17 protein-coding genes are annotated in these 22,832 nt (G+C 37.1%); 12 read left to right on the forward strand and 5 right to left on the reverse strand.

Going from position 1 to position 22,832, the window contains the following annotated elements; genetic code table 11:
* The first annotated feature begins 391 nt into the window (after nucleotides 1–391).
* From OM074_RS01230 to OM074_RS01245, 4 genes are all read left to right on the forward strand, one after another.
* On the forward strand, nucleotides 392–1,120 hold the full coding sequence (locus OM074_RS01230) for a polyprenol monophosphomannose synthase (RefSeq protein ID WP_301197448.1): 729 nt from the start codon (nucleotides 392–394) through the stop codon (nucleotides 1,118–1,120).
* Between the two features lie 67 nt (nucleotides 1,121–1,187).
* The gene (locus tag OM074_RS01235) at nucleotides 1,188–2,537 is read left to right on the forward strand and encodes a dihydroorotase (protein WP_301197449.1); all 1,350 of its coding nucleotides are present in this window, start codon (nucleotides 1,188–1,190) and stop codon (nucleotides 2,535–2,537) included.
* An 82-nt stretch (nucleotides 2,538–2,619) separates the two neighbouring features.
* The gene (locus OM074_RS01240; protein WP_301197450.1) at nucleotides 2,620–3,114 is read left to right on the forward strand and encodes a hypothetical protein; all 495 of its coding nucleotides are present in this window, start codon (nucleotides 2,620–2,622) and stop codon (nucleotides 3,112–3,114) included.
* 121 nt (nucleotides 3,115–3,235) lie between these two features.
* On the forward strand, nucleotides 3,236–3,733 hold the full coding sequence (locus tag OM074_RS01245) for a PepSY domain-containing protein (RefSeq protein ID WP_301197451.1): 498 nt from the start codon (nucleotides 3,236–3,238) through the stop codon (nucleotides 3,731–3,733).
* A gap of 8 nt (nucleotides 3,734–3,741) precedes the next feature.
* Here the strand turns inward: OM074_RS01245 and OM074_RS01250 are convergent, their stop codons facing one another.
* The gene (locus OM074_RS01250) at nucleotides 3,742–5,019 is read right to left on the reverse strand and encodes an aspartate kinase (protein ID WP_301197452.1); all 1,278 of its coding nucleotides are present in this window, start codon (nucleotides 5,017–5,019) and stop codon (nucleotides 3,742–3,744) included.
* Nucleotides 5,020–5,547: 528 nt separating this feature from the next.
* Here OM074_RS01250 and fbp point away from each other — a divergent pair.
* The 3 genes from fbp to mfd all read left to right on the forward strand — a co-directional run bounded on the left by fbp (nucleotide 5,548) and on the right by mfd (nucleotide 11,640).
* On the forward strand, nucleotides 5,548–6,561 hold the full coding sequence (gene fbp / locus OM074_RS01255; RefSeq protein ID WP_301197453.1) for a class 1 fructose-bisphosphatase: 1,014 nt from the start codon (nucleotides 5,548–5,550) through the stop codon (nucleotides 6,559–6,561).
* Between the two features lie 219 nt (nucleotides 6,562–6,780).
* Nucleotides 6,781–8,154: a sensor histidine kinase gene (locus OM074_RS01260; RefSeq protein ID WP_301197454.1), complete on the forward strand. Its 1,374-nt coding sequence runs from the start codon at nucleotides 6,781–6,783 to the stop codon at nucleotides 8,152–8,154.
* A 123-nt stretch (nucleotides 8,155–8,277) separates the two neighbouring features.
* Nucleotides 8,278–11,640: a transcription-repair coupling factor gene (gene mfd, locus OM074_RS01265; protein WP_301197455.1), complete on the forward strand. Its 3,363-nt coding sequence runs from the start codon at nucleotides 8,278–8,280 to the stop codon at nucleotides 11,638–11,640.
* Nucleotides 11,641–11,654: 14 nt separating this feature from the next.
* On the opposite strand, the gene OM074_RS01270 is transcribed toward mfd, so the two are convergent.
* Entirely contained in the window at nucleotides 11,655–12,731 is a 1,077-nt protein-coding gene (locus tag OM074_RS01270; protein WP_301197456.1) for a response regulator, read from the reverse strand.
* A gap of 129 nt (nucleotides 12,732–12,860) precedes the next feature.
* Here OM074_RS01270 and OM074_RS01275 point away from each other — a divergent pair, with 129 nt between their 5' ends.
* The 5 genes from OM074_RS01275 (at nucleotide 12,861) to OM074_RS01295 (ending at nucleotide 19,308) form a co-directional block, all read left to right on the forward strand.
* Nucleotides 12,861–13,595, forward strand: coding sequence for a type III pantothenate kinase (locus OM074_RS01275; protein ID WP_301197457.1), 735 nt, complete (start codon nucleotides 12,861–12,863; stop codon nucleotides 13,593–13,595).
* A 225-nt stretch (nucleotides 13,596–13,820) separates the two neighbouring features.
* Nucleotides 13,821–15,191 carry a tetratricopeptide repeat protein gene (locus tag OM074_RS01280; RefSeq protein ID WP_301197458.1) on the forward strand — a complete coding sequence of 457 codons (1,371 nt, stop codon included), beginning with the start codon at nucleotides 13,821–13,823 and terminating at the stop codon, nucleotides 15,189–15,191.
* A 3-nt stretch (nucleotides 15,192–15,194) separates the two neighbouring features.
* Nucleotides 15,195–15,782 carry an LPS export ABC transporter periplasmic protein LptC gene (gene lptC, locus OM074_RS01285; RefSeq protein WP_301197459.1) on the forward strand — a complete coding sequence of 196 codons (588 nt, stop codon included), beginning with the start codon at nucleotides 15,195–15,197 and terminating at the stop codon, nucleotides 15,780–15,782.
* A 59-nt stretch (nucleotides 15,783–15,841) separates the two neighbouring features.
* Nucleotides 15,842–17,107 carry a hemolysin family protein gene (locus OM074_RS01290; RefSeq protein WP_301197460.1) on the forward strand — a complete coding sequence of 422 codons (1,266 nt, stop codon included), beginning with the start codon at nucleotides 15,842–15,844 and terminating at the stop codon, nucleotides 17,105–17,107.
* Nucleotides 17,108–17,217: 110 nt separating this feature from the next.
* Complete coding sequence (locus OM074_RS01295) at nucleotides 17,218–19,308, forward strand: peptidylprolyl isomerase (RefSeq protein WP_301197461.1); 2,091 nt, start codon at nucleotides 17,218–17,220, stop codon at nucleotides 19,306–19,308.
* Nucleotides 19,309–19,472: 164 nt separating this feature from the next.
* Here OM074_RS01295 and OM074_RS01300 read toward each other — a convergent pair whose 3' ends face one another.
* From OM074_RS01300 to ftsA, 3 genes are read right to left on the reverse strand one after another with little or no spacing between them, the layout of a single operon-like run.
* Nucleotides 19,473–19,925, reverse strand: a complete 453-nt coding sequence (locus tag OM074_RS01300; RefSeq protein WP_301197462.1) for a GatB/YqeY domain-containing protein — start codon at nucleotides 19,923–19,925, stop codon at nucleotides 19,473–19,475.
* Between the two features lie 25 nt (nucleotides 19,926–19,950).
* The gene (gene ftsZ / locus OM074_RS01305; protein WP_301197463.1) at nucleotides 19,951–21,447 is read right to left on the reverse strand and encodes a cell division protein FtsZ; all 1,497 of its coding nucleotides are present in this window, start codon (nucleotides 21,445–21,447) and stop codon (nucleotides 19,951–19,953) included.
* A gap of 43 nt (nucleotides 21,448–21,490) precedes the next feature.
* Nucleotides 21,491–22,831, reverse strand: coding sequence for a cell division protein FtsA (gene ftsA / locus OM074_RS01310; protein WP_301197464.1), 1,341 nt, complete (start codon nucleotides 22,829–22,831; stop codon nucleotides 21,491–21,493).
* Between the last annotated feature and the right edge of the window lies 1 nt (nucleotide 22,832).

Consider the following 22,832-nt stretch of genomic DNA (forward strand, 5'->3'; position numbering starts at 1 on the left):
GCTATCTTTTAAAGAACCGTTTTTCTCTAAAGCGGGTGCAAAGAAAGAGGTTTTATTTTTACCCGCCAAACTTTTTTGCAAAGTTTTTTCACACGGAATTCAAAGATATAAGATAACTGGCATCTTGTCAAGGGGTTGTGATGAGGATTTTTTTTACCGGGCAATAGCTATTAGCAATTAGTCATTAGTCAATGGACATTGGTTACTGCTCATTGCTCATTGGTGATTGATCATTGATAATTGGTGATTGGTCATTGGTTATTGCCATTACAAAGATCCTCTTCTTGTTTTTGTTTCAGGCTAAGAAATGATAGATTTTTAACTACAAAAAACCATTTGTTTTACAGTTGTTATTATATTCGTGCATTATTTATAATAAAAACATGGTATTGTGAGCAATAGATTAGTTGTAATTCCTACATATAACGAAAAAGAGAATATTGAAGCCATTATTAATGTAGTTTTTGAGTTACCCAAAAAATTTGAAATATTAATTATTGAAGACAATTCTCCTGATGGAACTGCCGACATTGTAAGGAAATTACAGGAAAAACATCCTGAAACACTTCATATGATTGAACGCAAAGGCAAACTGGGTTTAGGAACGGCATATATTACAGGTTTCAAATGGGCGGTAGAAAAGGGATATGACTATATATTTGAAATGGATGCAGACTTCTCGCACCCTCCTGAGAAGCTACTGGAACTTTATGCGGCATGTAAAAACGGAGCTGACCTTGCCATCGGATCCAGATATAAATCTGGCGTAAATGTTGTAAACTGGCCAATGGGAAGGGTTCTAATGTCGTATTTTGCTTCGGTTTATGTAAGAATGATAACCGGAATGAAGATCATGGATACTACTGCCGGTTTTAAATGTTACAAAAAAACCACATTAGAAACTATCCCATTAGATAATATTAAACTAAAGGGCTACGGCTTTCAAATTGAAATGAAATTTACCACCTGGAAATATGGATTCAACATTATTGAGGTACCAATTGTTTTTACAGACAGACAAAAAGGAACTTCGAAAATGAGCGGTGGTATTTTTAACGAAGCGGTATGGGGTGTTATCAAAATGAAAATAGCCAGTTGGTTTAAAAAATATGAAAGATAAATTTGACATTCATACCTGCTTAACTGAAATTTGATTACTAAAAGAATAATACATTAATATACCCAAAATGGCAACTACATTAATAAAGAACATAACAATAATAAATGACGGAAAAGCATTTGTTAGTAGCGTTTTGATTGAGGATGATAAAATTGCAACTATTTACAAAAGCAATGATGAGTTAGAGAATGCGGACCTTGTGATTGACGGAGAAGGAAAAATGTTGTTGCCCGGCGTGATTGACGACCAGGTACATTTTAGAGAGCCAGGTTTAACCCATAAGGCTGAAATAATGACCGAGGCCAAAGCGGCTGTAGCCGGAGGTGTTACTTCTTACATGGAAATGCCCAACACCAAACCACAGGCCACCACACATGAAATTTTGGAAGACAAGTATAAGATAGCTTCTGAAAAATCGATTGCTAATTACTCATTTTATATAGGAGCCACTAACAACAACCTGGAAGAACTATTAAAAACAGATCCCCAAAAAGTATGTGGCACCAAAGTTTTTATGGGCAGCTCTACCGGGAATATGTTGGTTGACAACGAAGAAACCCTCGCCGCCATTTTCTCAAAAGTACCTACATTAATTGCAACCCATTGTGAAGATGAAGAAACAATAAATGCAAATTTAAAAGCCTTTAGAGAAAAATACGGCGAAGATGTTCCTTTCGAGATGCACCATTTGATTCGTTCTGAAGAAGCTTGTTACAAATCATCGTCAAAAGCTGCTGAATTAGCCAGAAAACATGGTGCCAGATTGCATATTTTGCATTTGACCACAGCCAAAGAAATGGATTTATTAGACAAAGACATGCCCATTGAAGATCGAAAAATAACAGGTGAGGTTTGTGTTCATCATCTTTGGTTTAGCAATGAGGACTATAAAAAATATGGCGCCAACATCAAATGGAATCCGGCTATTAAAACAGCAAACGACAGAGAAGCCTTACGAAATGCGTTAAAAAACGACACCCTTGCAGTTGTTGCCACGGACCACGCCCCTCATACCAGGGAAGAAAAACAAGGAACATATTTCAGCGCACCATCTGGAGGCCCTTTGGTACAACACTCACTGGTTGCCATGCTGGAAATGGTTTATCAAGGTATCTTCTCATACGAACAAGTGGTTGAAAAAATGTGCCATGCTCCGGCAAAACTCTTCAGAATTGAGGAACGAGGTTATATCAGGGAAGGATACAAAGCAGACCTGGTAATTGTTGATCCTAATGCAAACTGGAAAGTCGCAGCAGAAAACATCTATTCAAAGTGCGGGTGGAGCCCTTTTGAAGGCGAAACTTTTAAACATAGCGTGAGCCATACTTTTGTTAACGGACACCTTGCATACCACAACGGGATCTTTGATAACAGCAAAATGGGAGAACGCTTAACTTTTAAAAAACAGATCCGTTAAAAGAGGTTACATGAAACAACCTCTCAATTCGAAAAAAATCCCTAGTGGTGCATACAATATATAATAATGTAATACCAATATCGTGATAAAATCAATTCTGCCTGCAATACTAATGTTTCTGCTTATTTCCGTCTCGTGCCAAGACAACAATAGTAATAACACTGACAAGGAAAACAATCCTGTTAAGAAAAATCTGGAATTGTGGGCCGATACAATTATTTATGATGTCCTTATCCAAAATCCTGACCCAACAGATGAATGGCAGGATCAAAAAATTAAGCACGTCAACCATAAAAAATTAGTTGACGACATTTTCAGCAGCATTTATACCGAAAAAAAAATAGCATATGACTATTACTCCAACCAGCCATATACTATTGATGAAATCAGGGAATTTGAAGAAGGATACCCGAGAACAGATATTGGAAAACTGCAATTTGAAGAATGTTGGAAATATGATCAGAATACAGGAAATATTGAAAAACAGGTATATTCTATTCTTGTGGCCTACACCCTATATGACTCTTCTCAAAACATCAGGGGATATAAAGCCGGTTTTTATCTAAAAAATGAGTGATGCTTATATAAGCACTGGTTTATTTACAACCAAAATAATTTCAGGTTGAAATAATAAATTTACTTTTTTCGAAGGCTATCGTTTTCCTTATCGTCAAAAAACGACAAACAAAACAATTAAAATGAAAACTATTCGAATTTTACACCGCTATGTCGGTTTTTTCCTTGTGGGAATTATGTCTATGTATGCCATAAGTGGCATTGTTTTAACTTATCGAAACACAGACATCTTTAAAGTAAAAAAACATATTGAAGCTACGTTAGATCAAAACCTATCGGGAGATGAACTAGCCCGAGCTCTTAGAATCAGACATTTTAAAATTGACAAAGAAGATTCTACTACCATACATTTCAGAGAAGGATCGTATAATAAACAAACCGGAATTGCAACATACGATCAATCTGGTTATCCCGAATTTATTTCAAAACTGGTTAAGCTTCACATGACAGCTTCGGGTGGTGCGATGTCGTGGCTAACAACCATATTCGGAATCGCTTTGTTATTTCTCGCAATCTCTTCATTCTGGATGTTTAAACCTCAAACCAAAATCTTTAAGAACGGAATTATTGTTGCTATTGCCGGCATTATCTTTACTATAATATTAGCACTCCTCTCATAGTCGCAAGACTATGAGAATTTCCATTCGCTTTCTTTAACCACAAACCGGGCTGTATTGCGGCTGAGTTGAGAATCAACAATTTCCTTTTTGCCAATAATCTCATCCATAGCATCCTGTGTATAGTTACGGATCGTTACCAACTCAACATTTTCGTTATACTTTACAATAAAGTCTTTCTTTAAGTCCTCTATCAACTTATAGGGATTCCTTTTGGTATCAATACATACAGAAAAATTCAGTGCCGAATTCTGCATCAGGTTAATCTTAATTTTATTTTTCCCAAATATTGAAAAGATATCACTGAGGTTATCTTCTACAATAAAAGAAAAATCCTTTGGTGAAATAGTAATAAACAATTGATTTTGCTTTAATATAAACACAGGCATTTTATTACCCGAATGCTCCACTGTTTGAATTTTTGTTCCAACCAGGCTGGTATCCACAAAAGACTTCACATAAAGTGGAATTTCTTTATTTTGTAATGGCTTCAATGTTTTGGGATGGATTACCTGCGCTCCGTAATAGGCTAATTCAATTGCTTCCGGATATGAAATATCTTCCAGTTTTTTTGCTTGGGGATACCATCTTGGATCAGCATTTAAAACTCCGGGCACGTCTTTCCATATGGTTAAACTTTCGGCATTAAGCACATGGGCAAATATAGACCCGGAATAATCAGACCCTTCCCTGCCTAAAGTAGTTGTTTTATTATTTATGGTAGAACCAATAAATCCCTGGGTTATATAAACAGAGGCATTTTCAAAACTGCATTCCTTTTTTATAAACTGAGTTGTCAGTCCCCAATTTACTTTTGAATCCCTGTAATCATCATCGGTTTTGACCAAAACCCTGGCATCAACCCAAGTATTTTCAAATCCGATTTGATCCGCGTAACGACTTACTATCTTGGTCGACATAATTTCGCCAAAGGATACGAGCTGATCATATTCAAAATCGTAATCCCTGGATGGCGGAACACATAAGCGATCCCATAAAGCATCCGCAATCTCATCAAATGTTTTGTAAAAGAGGTGTCCTTCTCCAAACAGATCCCCTATAATATTATGGTGATAATTAATTACAAAATCGAATTTGCTCTTCATAAGCAGTGTATCTTGCAACATGTATGCCTCAACAAGCTCTTCCATAGCATTTGTTGTTTTGCCCATGGCCGAAATTACCACAACCATTGGATTGACATTTTGCTTAATGATACTACAAACGTTACGAACTCCGGAAGCATCTTTTACTGACGCCCCACCAAATTTATATACTTGAATATTCATCTGTTTAAATTTATTTTCAACGGACAGATGGAACTCCCAAATAAATTTAATCACCCTCCTGTGTGCCAATTTAGATAATCAAATGTACATGGTCGTTCCATTTGTCTGAAATTATTTATTTTTCATGCATTATTAAAACACATCAATACAGCCAATCTCCTGGTTGAAAAAGAAATACTACTGATTTGTTTTACCTGCCAAATTTTAAAATCCATTTATCCAAAATTAACAAAATACATTATGTGTTTTGTGTGAAACGTCATATCTTTTAGTTGATTTTAATCATTCATTATTAGCAACAATAGTAATAACTAGCAGTATCCGGGGCCTGATAGTTTTTTTTCATCAGGCTCAGATCATTAATTCGTTAAGTTTTTGTAAGTGTTTAATCTTTAGAGTTTTAATGTCAATAAAGAATTTTATATAAGATATTGGAATCCAAGCTATTGACAAATAAACTAATGACCAATGACTAAAAACTAACGAACTATTGTCAGATAGAACGTTAATAAAAATTTACATAATCTTATGAATCAGTTTGAAGTTACTACGCTAAATGAGTTTATCCTTGAACAACAAGCCCAGTTTCCAAATGCAGAAGGAGATCTGTCGCACCTGTTACACCATGTTGGAACCGCAGCAAAAATTGTAAACCGCGAAGTAAACAAAGCCGGCCTGGTTGATATACTTGGAAATGCAGGCAACACAAATGTGCAAGGTGAAGAGCAAAAGAAACTCGACATTTTTGCCAACGACCACTTTATTAATGCACTACACTCATGCGGGGAGGTATGTGCTATTGCTTCAGAAGAAAATGAAAGCTTTATATTATTTGATGATGACATGGCCCGAAATGGCAAATATGTTTTTTTAATGGATCCACTGGATGGCTCTTCAAATATAGATGTGAATGTTTCTATTGGTACTATCTTTTCTATTTACAAAAGAAAATCTGCCATCGGCGAGCAAGCTACCATGGATGATTTTTTACAACCGGGAACCCAACAAGTTGCTGCAGGTTATATCCTTTATGGCTCATCAACCATGTTGGTATATACTACCGGACAAGGCAATTACGGATTTACCCTGGATCCATCCATTGGTGAATTTTGTTTATCGCACCGACAGATCCAAACGCCTGAAAACGGAAATATTTATTCCATTAACGAAGGAAATTACCTGAAATTCCCTGCCGGTGTTAAGCAATATATTAAATACTGCCAGGAAAAAGATGCATCAACAAACCGCCCTTATTCATCAAGATATATCGGATCGTTGGTAGCGGATGTACACCGCAATCTGTTAAAAGGTGGAATCTTTATATACCCGGAAACAGAAAGTGCCCCTAAAGGAAAACTGCGCCTGCTATATGAATGCAATCCCATAGCTTTTATTATTGAGCAGGCCGAAGGACAGGCAACATGCGGGCCACAAAGGATAATGGAGGTTGAACCGACTTCGCTACACCAAAGAACCCCATTTTATGCAGGTTCATCAAATATGGTAAATAAAGTGGAAGAATTTTTAAGCGTTTTTGGATAGAATGCCATAAATTGTTACTTTCGTGCGTTTTTTATGAAACTCAGGCTGTTGGTTGATGGTAAAAATCACTTTTTAAGCCTGGAGTTTTTCGTTCTTTTCTTCATACCCATACTCTAAACCGAGTACTTGACTGAACATAACACCAGCTATTGGGTTTATAGACAACACAAAAGTCAAAACATAATTCTGTGGTAATAACATCACAAAATTGTACGGTTTATGGAATGGCAAGAAGACAAATATAAGGAGGATAAGGATTACGTTTTATGGCTTTTTTACTCAAACAAGCAGTACATAAGAAGCTTATTTGTGATTCTTTTGGTAGTTTTCCCCGCATTTTCAATGCTTGATTACTACAGCAACCCTATATCATTCAACAATCTGCTTTACATCCGCATTTTTATTGGCATTCCGATATTGGCTATTCCAATTATTCTATCCTACACTGAAAAAATACAGGTATATCTACGAATAATCAATGCTACAGCCCTGTTTATAATTAACCTCAGCATATCTCTAATGTACTTTTTTATAAAACCGGAAGAGTATGCTTTCAACACCTTTTATTCGGGCTTAATGATTACTACTGCTAGTTTATCATTATCCATGAGCAGGGTAAACTTAACAAACTGGTATATTATATTGTCGACCATTGTTTTTATCCTTGTTTCCGTTTTTAAGCACGACCTTATTTATGAAAACAAGTTATTATTTATCAAATCATCTACTTTCCTTGTTGCATCTTCAGCCTTTTGGATATTTGCCAACACTGTTATCAACCGGTTTGCCAGAAAATTGTATGATGCCCAAAAAAAAATCAGCCAGGAAAAGGACCTCATTCATTTCCAAAAAGACAAATTTGAAAGGCTGAATACAACAAAGGACCAGTTTTTAAGTATTATTTCGCATGACTTAAGAAGTCCGTTTAATACATTAATTGGGTATTTCAGCATCATGCTGCAAAACAAGCAAGAACAGTTTACTGTTAAAAGAGAAGAAATCCAACGGATTTATTTTCATATCAGACGCACTTATAACCTACTCAACAATATACTCATCTGGTCAAGATCGCAATTGCGCAACAACTATTTTCAACCACAAACCTATGTAATCAAAGATATTATATTTGAGAACAAAGAACTTTATATGGAAATTGCATCAGCAAAAAATATATCTCTCACATATATTGTTGATGATTATGAATTTGTTTATTGTGACAGAGATATGATTTCCACTATAATCAGAAACCTGATTCTCAACTCTATTAAATTCTCTAACTATGGAGGTGAAATCACCATAAGGGCCCAAAAAGAAAGCAATTTCACCATTGAATTTGCAATAATTGACAACGGAATTGGCATGTCTCCCCAAGTACGAAAAAAGCTTTTAAAAGCAGAAGAACAGTATTCTACCCCTGGCACAGAAAGAGAGGAAGGATCGGGAATAGGACTGATGATATGCAAAGAGTTTTTAAATGTTCATGGAACAGACCTTAAAATTGACAGCAAGCAAGGTATTGGCAGCAAATTCTATTTTATCCTGCCTGCAAATGAAAATACTTTTAAAAGCCAGCAAAACCAAAACACAGACTAACTACATCCGTCAACAACATTGCAGAAGAAACCAACTCCAATACACTCCTTTACCAGGAGTTTCACAAACAATCCGGCTTAATTCGACAGAATCATTACATTTGCATCAAAAAATTATTGCAACGTGAGTCCTTCAAACATCATTAATCAGTATCAAAACAATCCTCTTATCAACCAGCTCAACGAGGCTATAAACCAACACAAAAACATCTTTGCGTCAGGAACCACCGGATCTTTTAAAAGTGTGGTATTGGCTTCATGCTATCCTAATGGTGCACACCTGGCCATTATGTCCGACAAAGAAGAGGCTGCCTACTATTACAATGACCTGGCACAGCTGATAGGTGAAGATCAGGTGTACTTTTTACCTTCAACATATAAACGGTCGCCAGAGTATGGCAACCTTGAACCATCAAACATTATTTTGCGCACAGAGGCATTAAACTATCTGGCCAATACAAAAAAACCGGGTATTGTAGTCACCTATCCCCTTGCTCTGTTTGAAAAAGTACCCTCCAACGAACTATTGCACGACTCAACGCTGAACATTAAAACCGGCGAGCAACTAGACATTGCTTTTGTAACAGAGGTTTTAAACGAATATAAATTTCAACGGGTAGATTTCGTTTACGAACCGGGGCAGTTTTCTGTTCGCGGAAGCATTATCGATATCTATTCCTTTGCCAACGAAGAACCATACCGTGTGGATTTTTGGGGTGATGAAGTCGATTCCATCAGAACTTTTGATCTGGAAAACCAGTTGTCAATTGCCAAACTTGATGAAATCGCCATTATACCAAAATTAAACTCCAACCAGGAAAACCATGTTTCGCTATTGGAATTTATCAAGCCCGAAACAAAAATATGGGCCTATGATATTGATTTTATCCTCTCAAAAATAAAAGAAGCTTACTCAAAAGTAATCCATCGCCAAAGTCAACGATCTGAAGATCCAACTATCCCCTCACCCGAAATATTTGTTGATGCTGTAATCTTACAAACACAAATTAACGGGCATACTACAATCGAAATGGGCAAACGCAGTGTTTACACGGATGCATTTGAAGTAAAATTTAAAACCACTCCACAACCAGTCTTCAATAAAAACTTCGATTTGCTGGAAGAAGACCTGGTGAGCAAAGATGAACAAGGGTACAACTGTGTTATTTTGGCCGACAACCCCAAGCAACACGAACGTTTAAAAGCTATTTTTGAGGACAAAGAAAGTACTGTAAAATACACAGCCCAGGACAAAACCCTGCACGAGGGCTTTATTGATCACAACATAAAGGTGTGTTACTACACCGACCATCAAATATTTGAACGCTACCATAAGTTCAGCCTGCGTACCGACAAAGCCCGCATTGCCAAACAAGCCATCTCCTTAAAAGAACTAAGCAGGCTAAACCCGGGTGATTATGTGGTTCATGTAGACCATGGGATTGGTCGTTTTGGAGGATTGGTAACCAGTGAGGTGAACGGTAAAAAGCAAGAAGCCATCCGATTGGTTTTCCGCGATAATGACGTTCTTTTGGTTAGCATCCATTCGCTCCACCGCATAAGTAAATACAAAAGCAAAGAAGGCGAACCCCCAAAAATAAACAAACTGGGCACTGCGGCATGGCAAAAGATTAAGGACAAAACAAAGAAAAAAGTCAAGGATATTGCCCGCGAGCTAATATCCCTATATGCCCAACGTAAGCAAGAGCCCGGCTTTTCCTATTCGCCCGACAGTTACTTACAAACGGAATTAGAGGCATCGTTTATATATGAAGACACACCCGATCAGGAAAAATCGACACGCATGGTAAAAGAGGCCATGGAAAAACCTACCCCTATGGACATGTTGGTTTGCGGCGACGTTGGTTTTGGGAAAACAGAGATTGCCATCAGGGCAGCCTTTAAAGCTGTTACCGACAACAAGCAAGTCGCCATACTTGTACCAACAACCATCCTGGCCATGCAACACTACAATACCTTCAGGGAGCGTTTAAAAGATTTTCCTTGCGAAATAGATTACATCAGTCGCCTGAGAAAGCCCAAAGAAATTAAAAACGCCCTGACAAAACTAAAAACAGGTGAAATCAATGTTATTATTGGAACCCACAGGTTAATTGGGAAAGACGTTGAATTTAAAGACATGGGACTGCTTATTATTGATGAAGAGCAACGTTTTGGGGTGAGTATAAAAGAAAAACTTAAAAAACTAAAGGTAAATGTAGACACGCTGACCTTAACAGCCACTCCCATCCCCCGTACATTGCAGTTCTCGTTAATGGGCGCCAGGGATCTATCCATATTAAACACACCACCGCCAAACCGCCACCCAATATTAACAGAGCTCCACACCATAAATGATGAGATAATAAAGGAAGCCATCTCATACGAAATAGACAGAAACGGCCAGGTATTTTTTATACACAACCGGGTACAAAATATATTTGAAATAGAAGCGATGGTCAACCGCATCCTCCCCCAGGTAAAGACCATTGTTGCTCACGGACAAATGGACGGGCCACAGCTTGAAAAGATTATGCTGGGCTTTATCAATGGCGATTACGATGTATTAATTGCCACCACCATTATCGAATCAGGATTAGATATTCCCAATGCCAATACCATAATTATTAACAACGCTAACCATTTTGGACTTAGCGAGCTACACCAGTTGCGAGGAAGAGTTGGTCGCTCAAACAAAAAGGCATTCTGCTATTTAATGGCACCCCCATTAACTTCGGTAACACAGGAAGCCAGAAGAAGACTTAAAATCATTGAGGAGTTTTCAGATTTGGGAAGTGGCTTTAACATAGCGATGCAGGACTTGGATATACGCGGAGCGGGTAATCTATTGGGTGGCGAACAAAGTGGGTTTATCGCCGACATAGGTTTTGAAACCTATCACCGCATCCTTAACGAAGCGATTCTGGAATTAAAAGAAACTGAATTTAAAGAACTATACCAGGAAGAAATAAACCAGGCAGCCGACAAGAACATCAAATTTGTTTCCGACTGCACCATAGAAACAGATGCCCGACTTTTATTGCCGGAAGAATATGTTGAAAACGTAGCTGAAAGGATGCAATTATACCGCAAACTGGATGGACTAAAAGATCAAATGGAGCTAACAGCATTTGAAAACGAGCTAAACGACAGGTTCGGAAACATTCCGGAAACCACCCAAGAGCTTATTAAAGTAGTTCAAATAAGATGGTTGGCCATTGACTTGGGGGTTGAAAAAATTGTATATAAGAACAACAAGCTGATCATTTACTTTGTAAGTAATCAGGAGTCCCCTTATTACCAATCACCTGTTTTTACAAAAATATTAGCCTACTTACAACACAACGCCAAGGAGGCAAAAATGAAAGAAAAGGCAGGAAAGCTAAGCCTGGTTTTTAACAAAGCCGACGGAATTTCGTTTATAAAGGATTTGTTTGATAAAATGTACAGATTTGTTTTTGACACTTCTGAAAAAGAAGCTCAATAATGCAGAACATGAGGTCAGTCAGAGATACACTCTATGAGCAGTATCTCTGAAACACTTCCATCTACAGCAATAGTAACAAAGGCTCTCAGGCAAATCTCTTTTTCATCCTGTCCCTGCACCATCACTCGAATCTTATCTGTATTTTTTGAACTGAATTCACTTATACATATTGTATCACTACCTACTGTCCTAATAAAGTCAGTTACCTCCTTTCCAATAATATTACATTCTGCTAACATGCCCTTTGTATAATCATTCGACTTAATAATTTCCCCCTTCCCATTTAATATCATACAAAACTTCTTTGCATCATCCATCATCTTTTCATACGCAATAACTTTCCCCTCATAATACATCTGGTCACTAACATCTTTAATAATAAGCTGTATCGACTTCTTGTTATTAAACTTCACAATAGATCCGGTAACTTCTGCCCAATAAAGATCTCCATGCACATCTTTCATTTTTAACAAACAGGGATCAATCCTCTTACCGGCATCCAAAGGCATGGCCATAATATTATCATATTGGTCAAAACAATCTTCATGAATAAACTCTTTAATATCAGACCCGATTACATCTTCTATATAATGAGTTTTAAAAATATCCAGACCCAAACAATTCAAATATGCAAGTTTTCCATTATTCAAGACTATTATAGGCAAAGGGGAAGCAGAAATAAACTCACGATAACTCTGTTCCCTTTCTTTTTGCTCCATATCAACCTTATGCTTATAAAAAGCCAGATCAATACTAATGCCCAGCTCCTTTTTATTAATAGGTTTTACCAGGTAACCATACGAATTAGATACAATAGCCCTTTCAATTACCTGCGATGAGGTATCACTTGAAACATAAATAACAGGAATATGAAGCTCTCTGTTAAGCATCTCTGCAGTCTGTATACCATCCAAATCCCCATCCAGATGAATATCCATCAAAACCACATCGGGCTGCAACTCCCTGCACATTTCAATCGCCTTGCTCCCACTTGCCGTTTTCCCAACCAAATCGTGCCCCAAATCCCGAAGAAACATGGTAAAAATGGCAGTAATAAACTTATCATCCTCAACAATAAATACTTTTCTCATAATAATCCGCGTGCCTTTATACAATTAAATAGTCTCTGCACTAAATAGCCATCAATTAGACTAAATATTAACTCTATAATTTTAATCGAACTCAGGATATTATATCTTTGCGATAAAAACTATATAAAAGTGAATTTAGTTATTGATCAGGGAAATACATTTATAAAAATTGGAGTTTTTGACAAGGGTAAGCTGATTTATTTTAATTCATACCAATTTTTTGACGAAAATATAACTCAGTGCATTGAAAATCCTGACAAGATTAGCAAAGTCATTATTTCTTCAGTAAAAAGCGCATATCCTTCGGCCGCCGAAATACATCAACTACTAGCCATCAAGGCCAGCACACCAATATTATTTCTGAACAACAACACGCCCGTTCCAATTAAAAACAACTATGAAACCCCAAAAACATTAGGTAAAGATAGAATTGCAGCCCTAGTTGGCGCATCTTTGTCGAACCCGGGGTTTCCAAAATTAGTTATTGATGCCGGCACAGCAATAACAATTGATTACCTTGATGAGCACAACACCTTTTTAGGAGGAAACATTTCTCCAGGTATCCAAACACGCTTTAACGCATTACATCAAAATACAGGACAATTACCTCAATTAAAATTAAATACTGAGACTTCATTTTTAGGAAGAAATACAGCAAATGCAATCCACTCTGGTGTTCAAAATGGGGTAATTTTTGAAATAGATCAGTACATAAACCACTTTAACACACTAAATATCAATACAAAAACAATTTTAACAGGAGGAGATGCATATTTTTTTGCCAAAAATTTAAAAAATCCCATCTTTGTAAATCCAAATTTAGTATTAACAGGATTAAACACCATACTAGAATACAATGCTTAAAATAAACAGTTTAGCAAACGGTTCGCTAACAACAAGTTCAAATACAAAATCCTACCACCACATAAACAAATACCAAAGTTATAAAGGAATCTTTTTCACTTATGGCATAACTTTTGGTGTACTAGCAGCTAAATACTCTGGAAGTATAAAATAATAAAAAGGGAATATTACACATCACTAAACAAAATTAATTTGATTAACAATTATTTAAAACTTATAAACACCATGCCAAGAATTTTTACAAAGATTTTTATCACGGGAATGATTACTCTTTTTGCAGTGCAAGCAAGTGCTCAAAAAGGAGTTGAGGACGGCTCAAAATATGGGCACGGAGAAGACAGCTTAAGATGTTTAAAAAACTTGTCTCTATTTGTTGAATACGTAAAACAAAAAAGTTACGCAGATGCAGTTGCCTCATGGGAAATCTGTTTCAACGAGTGCCCGTTAGCAAGCACTAAAATTTACACAGACGGTGTAAAAATAATGGACTTCCGCATTAAAGTAGAAAAAGACAAAGCAAAAAAAGAAGAACTATTTCAGCAACTGATGGGCGTTTATGACCAAAGAATAAAATACTTTGGAGACGACAAGAAATATGGAGAAGACTATATTTTAGGCCGTAAAGCAGTTAAGCTTCTTCAATACAAAAAAACCGATACTGAAGCAAGAGCTCAGGCTCAGGAATGGTTTAACAAATCAATTGCAGGACGAAAAACCAAAAGTGAAGGTGCAGTATTAGCTACATACATGACCAACACAGTTGCCATGTACAAAGCTGATCAGGTTGGTGCTGAAGAAGTAGTAAACAGCTATATCAAAGTAAACGACATCCTTGCCAAAGTTATTGAACTAACTGCAAGCAAGCCGAAAGCACAAGCAAAATACCAAGGCTTAAAAGACAACGTTGAAAAACTATTTGCCACCAGTGGTGCTGCCGACTGCGAAACAATTGAAAAAATATTTGGCCCTCAACTAGAGGAAAACAAAGCAAATAAGGAATGGCTTCAATTGGTTAACAAATTATTGGCGCGCGCAAACTGTGAAGATGCCCAGCTATCGTACGATGTTGCTGTAAGACTTTATGAAATTGAACCATCATCTTCTGCAGCATACCTTATTGCTGTAAGAAACCTTAAAACTGGCGACCTGGATCAAGCCACTCAATATTATACTGAGGCAATTTCGTTAGAAGAAGATCCGGAACCAAAAGGAAAATACAATTACCAGCTTGGATTAGTAAAACAAAGCCAGGGAAAACTATCTGAAGCAAGAACTTTGGCCCAGGAAGCCATTAAACTAAGACCAAACTGGGGAGAGCCTTATATTTTAGTTGGAAACCTTTATGCTACTTCAGCTAAAAACTTCGGAAAAGATGAATTTGAGCACAAAACAGCATATTGGGCCGCAGTAGATCAGTTTATCAAAGCAAAAAGCGTGGATGCTGAAGTTGCTGCTAAAGCAAACGAACTAATCGGAATCTATTCAAAACACTTCCCGGGAACAGAAGAAATTTTCTTCCAGGGGCATCAGGTTGGTGCTTCATATACCGTAGGTGGATGGATTGGTGTAACAACAAAAGTCAGGGCTAAACAATAACAGATGAAATCTGAATTATCTAGCAAAAAAAATATAATTAAAACTGCAAGTGGCATTTTGCTGCTTGCAGTTTTAATTTTCACCTATGCCTGTTCTTCAAACAAACCGGAAGAAATAAAAGCTATAGAGAAAATACAAGAAATACCTTCATTGGAATTGGAAGATTACGAGACATTCGTTACTGATTCCGGGAAAGTAAAATACCATATTACTACCCCGCACCTTCTACAATACGACAAAGTAGAAGATCCATACAAGGAATTCCCAAAAGGGGGACACATTATTACATATGATTCAATTAATGTTATAAAATCAGAGATCAAATGCCAGTATGCTATAAACCATGACAAAGAAAAGCTATGGGATCTCAGAAACAATGTTGAAGCCATAAATGAAGAAGGTGTCATATTTAACACAGAACAATTATTCTGGAACGAAAAAGAAAAACGTATTTATACGGATAAATTCATTAAAATCACCACTGAAGACAAAATCATAACCGGCTATGGATTAGAAGCTGATCAAAGCTTAAACAACTATGAGATTAAAAATGTAAGTGCAGTATTAGGCGTTGATGAGGAAATGCAATAACCTTTTTATTTATAAGCAAATTTATTATTTTCAACATTCTATTTTGCAATAAACACCCAATGGATAATATTACCATAATTATAACTGCGCTACTCTTTTCAGCATTTTTCTCAGGATGTGAAATGGCCTTTATATCCTCCAATAAGTTACTCATCGAGTTAAACAAAAAGAAATATCCTCGGCTCGGAAAAATACTTGACATTTTTATCAACAATGGAGGCTTATTTATTTCTACGCTTTTAGTAGGCAACAATATTGCTTTAGTAGTTTATGGTTTAGAAATGGGACAATTACTCAAACCCATACTTGAAGAGTACTTAATTTCTCCCATGGCCATATTGTTAACACAAACAGCCCTCTCTACCATACTAATTTTAGTAACAGCAGAATTTCTTCCCAAAATACTATTTCGGATTAATCCCATCCTAATATTAAACCTTACTGCTCTGCCCTTACTCCTGTTTTACACCATATTTTTCCCCATTTCAAGACTGACGGTACAGTTTTCTGAGTTTCTAATGTCGAAAGTCCTTAAAACACCAGCTCAAAACAGCAATAACGAAATGGTATTAGGCAGGATTGACCTGGACAACCTGATTACACAACATCATGAAAAACTTGAAATAGACGATGACAATGCCAAGGAGGTTAAAATGCTCAAAAACGCATTGGATTTTTCGAAAATTAAAATCAGGGAATGTATTATACCAAGAACAGAAATCACAGCTATTGAGGTTCATGAATCGCTGGATATATTAAAAAAACGCTTTATAGAAACGGGGCACTCCAAAATCCTTATTTACAAAAAATCCATAGACAACATCATTGGTTACGTTCACGTTTCTGAACTATTTAAAAAGCCAAAACAACTAAAAAACGCCATAAACCCACTCTCCATAGTACCAGAAACCATGACTGCAAACAAACTGCTTGAAGTCTTCACCAAAGAACACAGGAGTATAGCTTTGGTTGTAGATGAATTTGGTGGAACAGCAGGCATTGTAACCATGGAGGATATTTTAGAGGAAATTTTTGGTGAGATCGACGATGAGCATGACGTATCTGACTTGATTGAAAGAGTAATATCAGATGAGGAATACCAATTCTCCGGAAGGTTAGAGATTGATTACATCAATGAAAAATACAATTTGGGCATTAAACAGTCTGAAAACTACGAAACATTAGCTGGTTTTATTCTCCACCATAATGAATCCATACCTAAAAATGATGAAATTGTTATCATCGGAGAATTCAAATTCAAAATACAACTCGCATCCGACAACCGAATCGAATTGGTTAACGTAATCACTCCAAAGCCATTATAATATTTTTTTAGGGTTTTTAGGTATTCATAAGCTATCTAATTACCGTGTTACCCATTTTTTTGTATATTCGTAACCTATTTTTTGAAGAATTAAAATAAACAAATAAAAGAATGGCAACATTAGAGAGAATTAGAAACAAAGGTGGTATTCTAGTAGCTGTTGTTATTGGCCTTGCCCTGTTTGCCTTTATCATAGGTGACTTTTTAAAAAACAATGGGGGTGGGAATCAAGCAAGCAGCATTGAAGTAGGAGACATTAACGGCACCACCATTTCGTACGCAGCTTACCAGAATGAAATAAACAAATCGGAAGATTTTAGAAAACTTCAAACTGGACAAAGCAGCCTTGATGCAAATACGCAACACCAAATAATGAATCAGGTATGGGAACAAATGATTCAGGATGTATTGATGGGTGAAAAGTATGAAGAAGCAGGAATAGCCGTAAGTACTGAAGAAATATTAGAAATGGCAACCGGCAAGAATGCACACCCTGCGATTCGCCAAATGTTCTCAGATCCTCAAACCGGAGTATTTAATCAGGCAGCTGTAATCAATTTCCTTAGAAACAGAAAAAGAGACAGGAACGCCAATATATACTGGGAGTATATTGAAAATGCTATAGTTAAGGAAAAACTTAACTCAAAATACAGCAACCTTTTTTCTAAAGGCATATATACTACACAAAACATGGTTAACAGTGAAGCAAAAGCGGCTTTGAGATCAGTAGATTTTGACTTTGTTGCGGTAAACTACACTACGATTCCAGATAGCACAGTTGAAGTGTCAAACAGTGAGATCAAAGACTACTTCACCAACCATATGGAAGACTTCAAACAAGATGCAGAAAGAAGCATACAATATGTTTCTTTCACAGTTAATCCTTCTAAAGAAGACGAGCAACTTGCTGAAAAATGGATCACTGATACAAAAGATGAGTTCTCTAACACAGAACTGGACGCTGGCCAGTTTGTTACCATGAATTCAGACCTTCCATATGAAGACAAAAACATCAAAGCTGATGACTTGAGAATTTCAATCAAAGAGTTTGTTGAAAACGGAAAAGAAGGAGATGTTTTTGGCCCTTACCTTGAAGACAACGCATACAAATTAAGTCGCATTGTTAGCATCAAGCAATTACCTGACTCTGTTCGTGCCCGTCACATATTAATTCAGGAACAAAACCCAGCTACTGCAAATTCAATAGCGGATAGTTTAATGAACCTGATTAAAAAAGGAGAAGACTTTGCTGAACTTGCCCGCAAACACTCAAAAGATAATGGTTCGGCCATTAACGGAGGTGATTTAAACTGGTTTAAGGAAGGTATGATGGTTAAACCATTTAACGACGCCTGCTTCAATGCAAAAAAAGGAGATGTTGTTAAAGTAGAAACTCAGTTTGGAGTACATATCATCAACATTCAAAACGTTGGAGAAAAGGTTACAAAGTACAACGTAGCTACACTTGCAAGAGAAATAAAATACAGCTCAAAAACATACCAACAGGTTTATTCAGAAGCTAACAGATTTGCCGCAAACAACAATTCCGCTGACAAATTTAAAGAGGCAATTAAAACAGAAAATAAAACTCCACGTTATGCCACTTTAAAAGCAAACGACAGGGAAGTAAGAGGTTTAGAAAGTTCTCGCAGACTTGTTCAGTGGGCTTTTGAAGGCGAAATTAACGACATGTCACCGACAATATACGAATTTGGAAACCAATTTGTAATTGCTGTAATTACCGATGCCAAAGAAAAAGGCTATCAAGACATCAATGATGTTGCCGTTAGAATCCGTGCAATTTTAGCCAAGGACAAAAAGGCTGAGATCATCATGAAGAAGTTTATTACCAATACAGCTTCTAGCCAGAGTTTATCATCTGTGGCTCAAAAGATGGAAAGCACAGTTCAAACTGCAAACAACATCAATTTTGCTTCTTATCAAGTTCCTGGCGCAGGTTTTGAGCCAGCTCTTGTTGGATTGGCAACTTCTTCTGATATAAACAAAATATCAGCTCCTGTAAAAGGAAACAGAGGTGTATACGTAGTTAAAGTTACATCAGAGACTGTTGCTGAGGAAGCAAATACTGAAATGGCTAAAAGAACATTAGATCAAGCCACAAGCAGTAAAATCAATTACTCTTTAAGCAGATCTATTCGTGATGAAGCAGAAATTATTGACGAAAGAGCAAAATATTTCTAAAAAGAGAATACAAAAGATAATGAAAGCAGTCCGGGTTTCGGGCTGCTTTTTTTTATTCCGTTAACCGAAGTCACCTCTTCGTATGGAAATCCTCAAGTTTATATACAAAAAAAGGGAAGCCAATACGACTCCCCCTTGTTGCTAACTCTAAATACCTTTAGTTGCTAGGCACTTAATATCTTTTTTACCAAATCTGCAATTTCTTTGCCATCTGCTTTACCTCCCAATTCCTTCGATGCCATCCCCATTGCCTTACCCATTTCCTTCATAGATTGGGCTCCTGATTTTTCAACAATAGCAGCAACCATCTTTTCCAATTCTGCTCCTGTTACCTGTTCTGGCATATATTTAGCAATTACTTCAGCTTCTGCATTTTCTTTTTCTGCAAGATCTTCCCGCCCTTGCTCAACAAAAATAGCAGCAGCATCCTTACGTTGCTTTACCATTTTTTGTAGAATTTTCAAACCGGCATCCTCAGCTAATTCCTCACTTGCCCCTTTTGCTGTATTAGCTTCAATAAGCTCTTTTTTAATACCTCTCAAAGCCTCCAATGCAACTCTATCTTTGGCTTTCATTGCTGTCTTTATGTCCTGCGTAATCTGATCTATTAAACTCATTATTCAATACTATTAATACATTAATTTAATCAACGTTATCATGCAAATAAGGATTATCACGAACAATTTTTGTTCTCCCATCCTTACCCTCTGAAATAGTAAACCTGGATACTTTATAATCCCCTTCATCCTCCTGAACAGGATTTATTTTAACCCTTTTTCTTTTATAAGCAGGTATATTCTCCAGGCGCTCAATATACCTATCATCCTCCATATCTTCCGGAGTGATACTAAACCGTTCTCCTATACCTGTAGCAATTTGACTACGCTGGTATTGGTCTCCTGTATATGACTCTGGTTCTTTAACTTCCTTCTTGCGTGGTGTTGACTTATAGAACATATTTATACGCTCATCTTTGGCCTTTTCTATCTCATCAAAATCAATCACCCGGCTTTGCCCCTCATCCATTGCTTCATCGCCTATGCCCAAATCCAGCTCCAAAGGCTCCTCATCAACTGTACTAACGAAATCACTTGTAATTTCTGATTCCCCATCCAATGAAAACTTTTGGACTTTGGGCTCATTCCTTGCCGAAAACTCGGCAATATTACGCGTATTAAAACCCGTGGCAATAATGGTTACATTAACCATATCTTTTAAGTGTTCATCAGAACCCGTACCCCAAATAATCGATGCGCTGGCACCAACTGTATCCTGAACAAAGTCAGTCACTTCACCCACCTCATCCATAGTAATCTCATCAACTCCGGATGTGATATTCAGAAGAATATTTTTTGCTCCCCGGATATCGTTACTATTCAACAATGGTGATTCTAAAGCTTGCTGTATAGCCATAAGCGCCCGATTTTCTCCTGAAGCAGAAGAACTACCCATAATAGCCACACCACTATCCTTCATCACAGTTTCAACATCGGCAAAATCAACGTTTATATATCCATGCACCGTAATTATCTCAGCAATCCCTTTAGCCGCAGTAGACAATACATCATCCGCTTTGGAGAAGGCATTTGACAACTTAAGGTCTCCATACATTTCCCGTAACTTTTCATTATTGATCACCAAAAGGGAATCAACATTTTTCTCCATTTCGGCAATCCCGTCAAGGGCCTGATTTATCCTTAATTTTCCCTCAAACTTAAACGGAATGGTAACAATACCTACTGTTAGGATTCCCAAATCACGTGCAGCTTTTGCAATTATAGGCGCTGCACCGGTTCCGGTTCCTCCTCCCATACCTGCAGTAATAAAAACCATCCGGGTATTATCCTTCAGAACATTCTCAATATCTGTAAGATTCTCTATAGCTGACTGCTTTCCCTTTTCGGGCTTATTACCAGCTCCCCTCCCCTCTGTCAGTGATTCTCCCAATTGAATCTTTACAGGAACCGGACTATTTTCCAATGCCTGGGCATCAGTATTGCACACCAGGAAATTAACATCCTTGATACCCTGACTGAACATGTGATTTACCGCATTACTACCACCTCCGCCAACTCCAATTACTTTTATGATGCAGTCGTTGTTTTGAGGCAACTCAAAACTCATCAAATCCTCGTTCATATTGAATTACTTTTCTCTGTTAAAAAAAACAATGCCAAAACCTTTACATTTCAACATCTTTCTCATCAAAAATTCCTGCAAAAGTTTTCTTAAGGTTTCCAAACAGATCACCTGTCATTTCTGTTCTTTCCTTTCTCTTCTTCTCCTTTTTCACAGAAGGGGATTTCTTTGGTCTTTCAAAATCCTCCTCAAACTCATCAGGGAAAAGTTCTTGCTCAACCACTTGCTTAACAGGACTCTCCATCGCGGTAAGCAGCAAACCTATACTGGTTGCATACATTGATTTATCAGCTTCCTCAACACTATTAGAGTTGATATATTTATTTGGTAAACCTAAACGAACTTCAAGACCTGTTCTATATTTAACTAATTGAGGAAGATGCTTTAACAAGGCTCCACCACCGGTAACAACGATACCGGCACCAAGTTTATCATATAGCTTTGACGCTTCAATTTGATATATCACATAATCCACAATTTCTTCCATCCTGGCCTGAATAATGTATGCCAATGACTTAAAAGAAATCTCCTTTGACTCCCAACCTTCTATTCCAGGGATTGTAACCACCATATCTTCCCTTTCAAGATCCCCCAATGCAGAACCAAACTGCTTTTTCAAAGACTCGGCCTGTTTATATAATACAGAACAACCTTCTTTAACATCTGAAGTAACCACATTTCCACCTAATGGTATTACAGCAGTATGCTGAATAACTCCATCATAAAACACAGCCACATCTGTTGTTCCGCCACCAATATCCACCAGCACAACACCGGCTTCCTTCTCTTCTTCGGTTAAAACCGCACGTGCCGAGGCCATTGGTTCAAGAATCAGCTGATTAAGCTTTAAACCAACCCGATTAATGCATTTTTCTATGTTATTTACAGACGCAATCCTTCCTAAAACAATATGATAATTGCCTTCTAACCTTCTACCTGACATCCCAATAGGATTTTTAACACCTGCTTCGTTATCCACAACATAATCCTGAGGAAAGACATGCAAGATATTTTCACCTGCCTCCAAAGGAATTTTGTAATTGTCTTTAAAAAGGTGATCTACATCAAACTGTGTAATTTCAAGATTAGTTTCTATATAGCGATAGCCACGGTTCTGCAGGCTCTTTATATGTTGACCTGCTATACCTACATATACATCATATAGCTTTATACCGTATTTTGACTCAAGATTAAAAACGACATCTTTAATCGCATTAACGGTTTCTTCGATATTTAATACTACACCACGTTTTACACCTGTTGAAGGAACTTTTTCTATTCCAACAACATTCAATCTTCCACTGTCATCCTTTTGTCCAACAACAGCTACAATTTTGGTGGTTCCAATATCGATAGCAGCAATTAAATTGGATTGGTTGCTCATC

It is taken from the genome of Plebeiibacterium marinum, from assembly GCF_026013615.1.
GTDB lineage: Bacteria > Bacteroidota > Bacteroidia > Bacteroidales > Marinilabiliaceae > Saccharicrinis > Saccharicrinis marinus_A.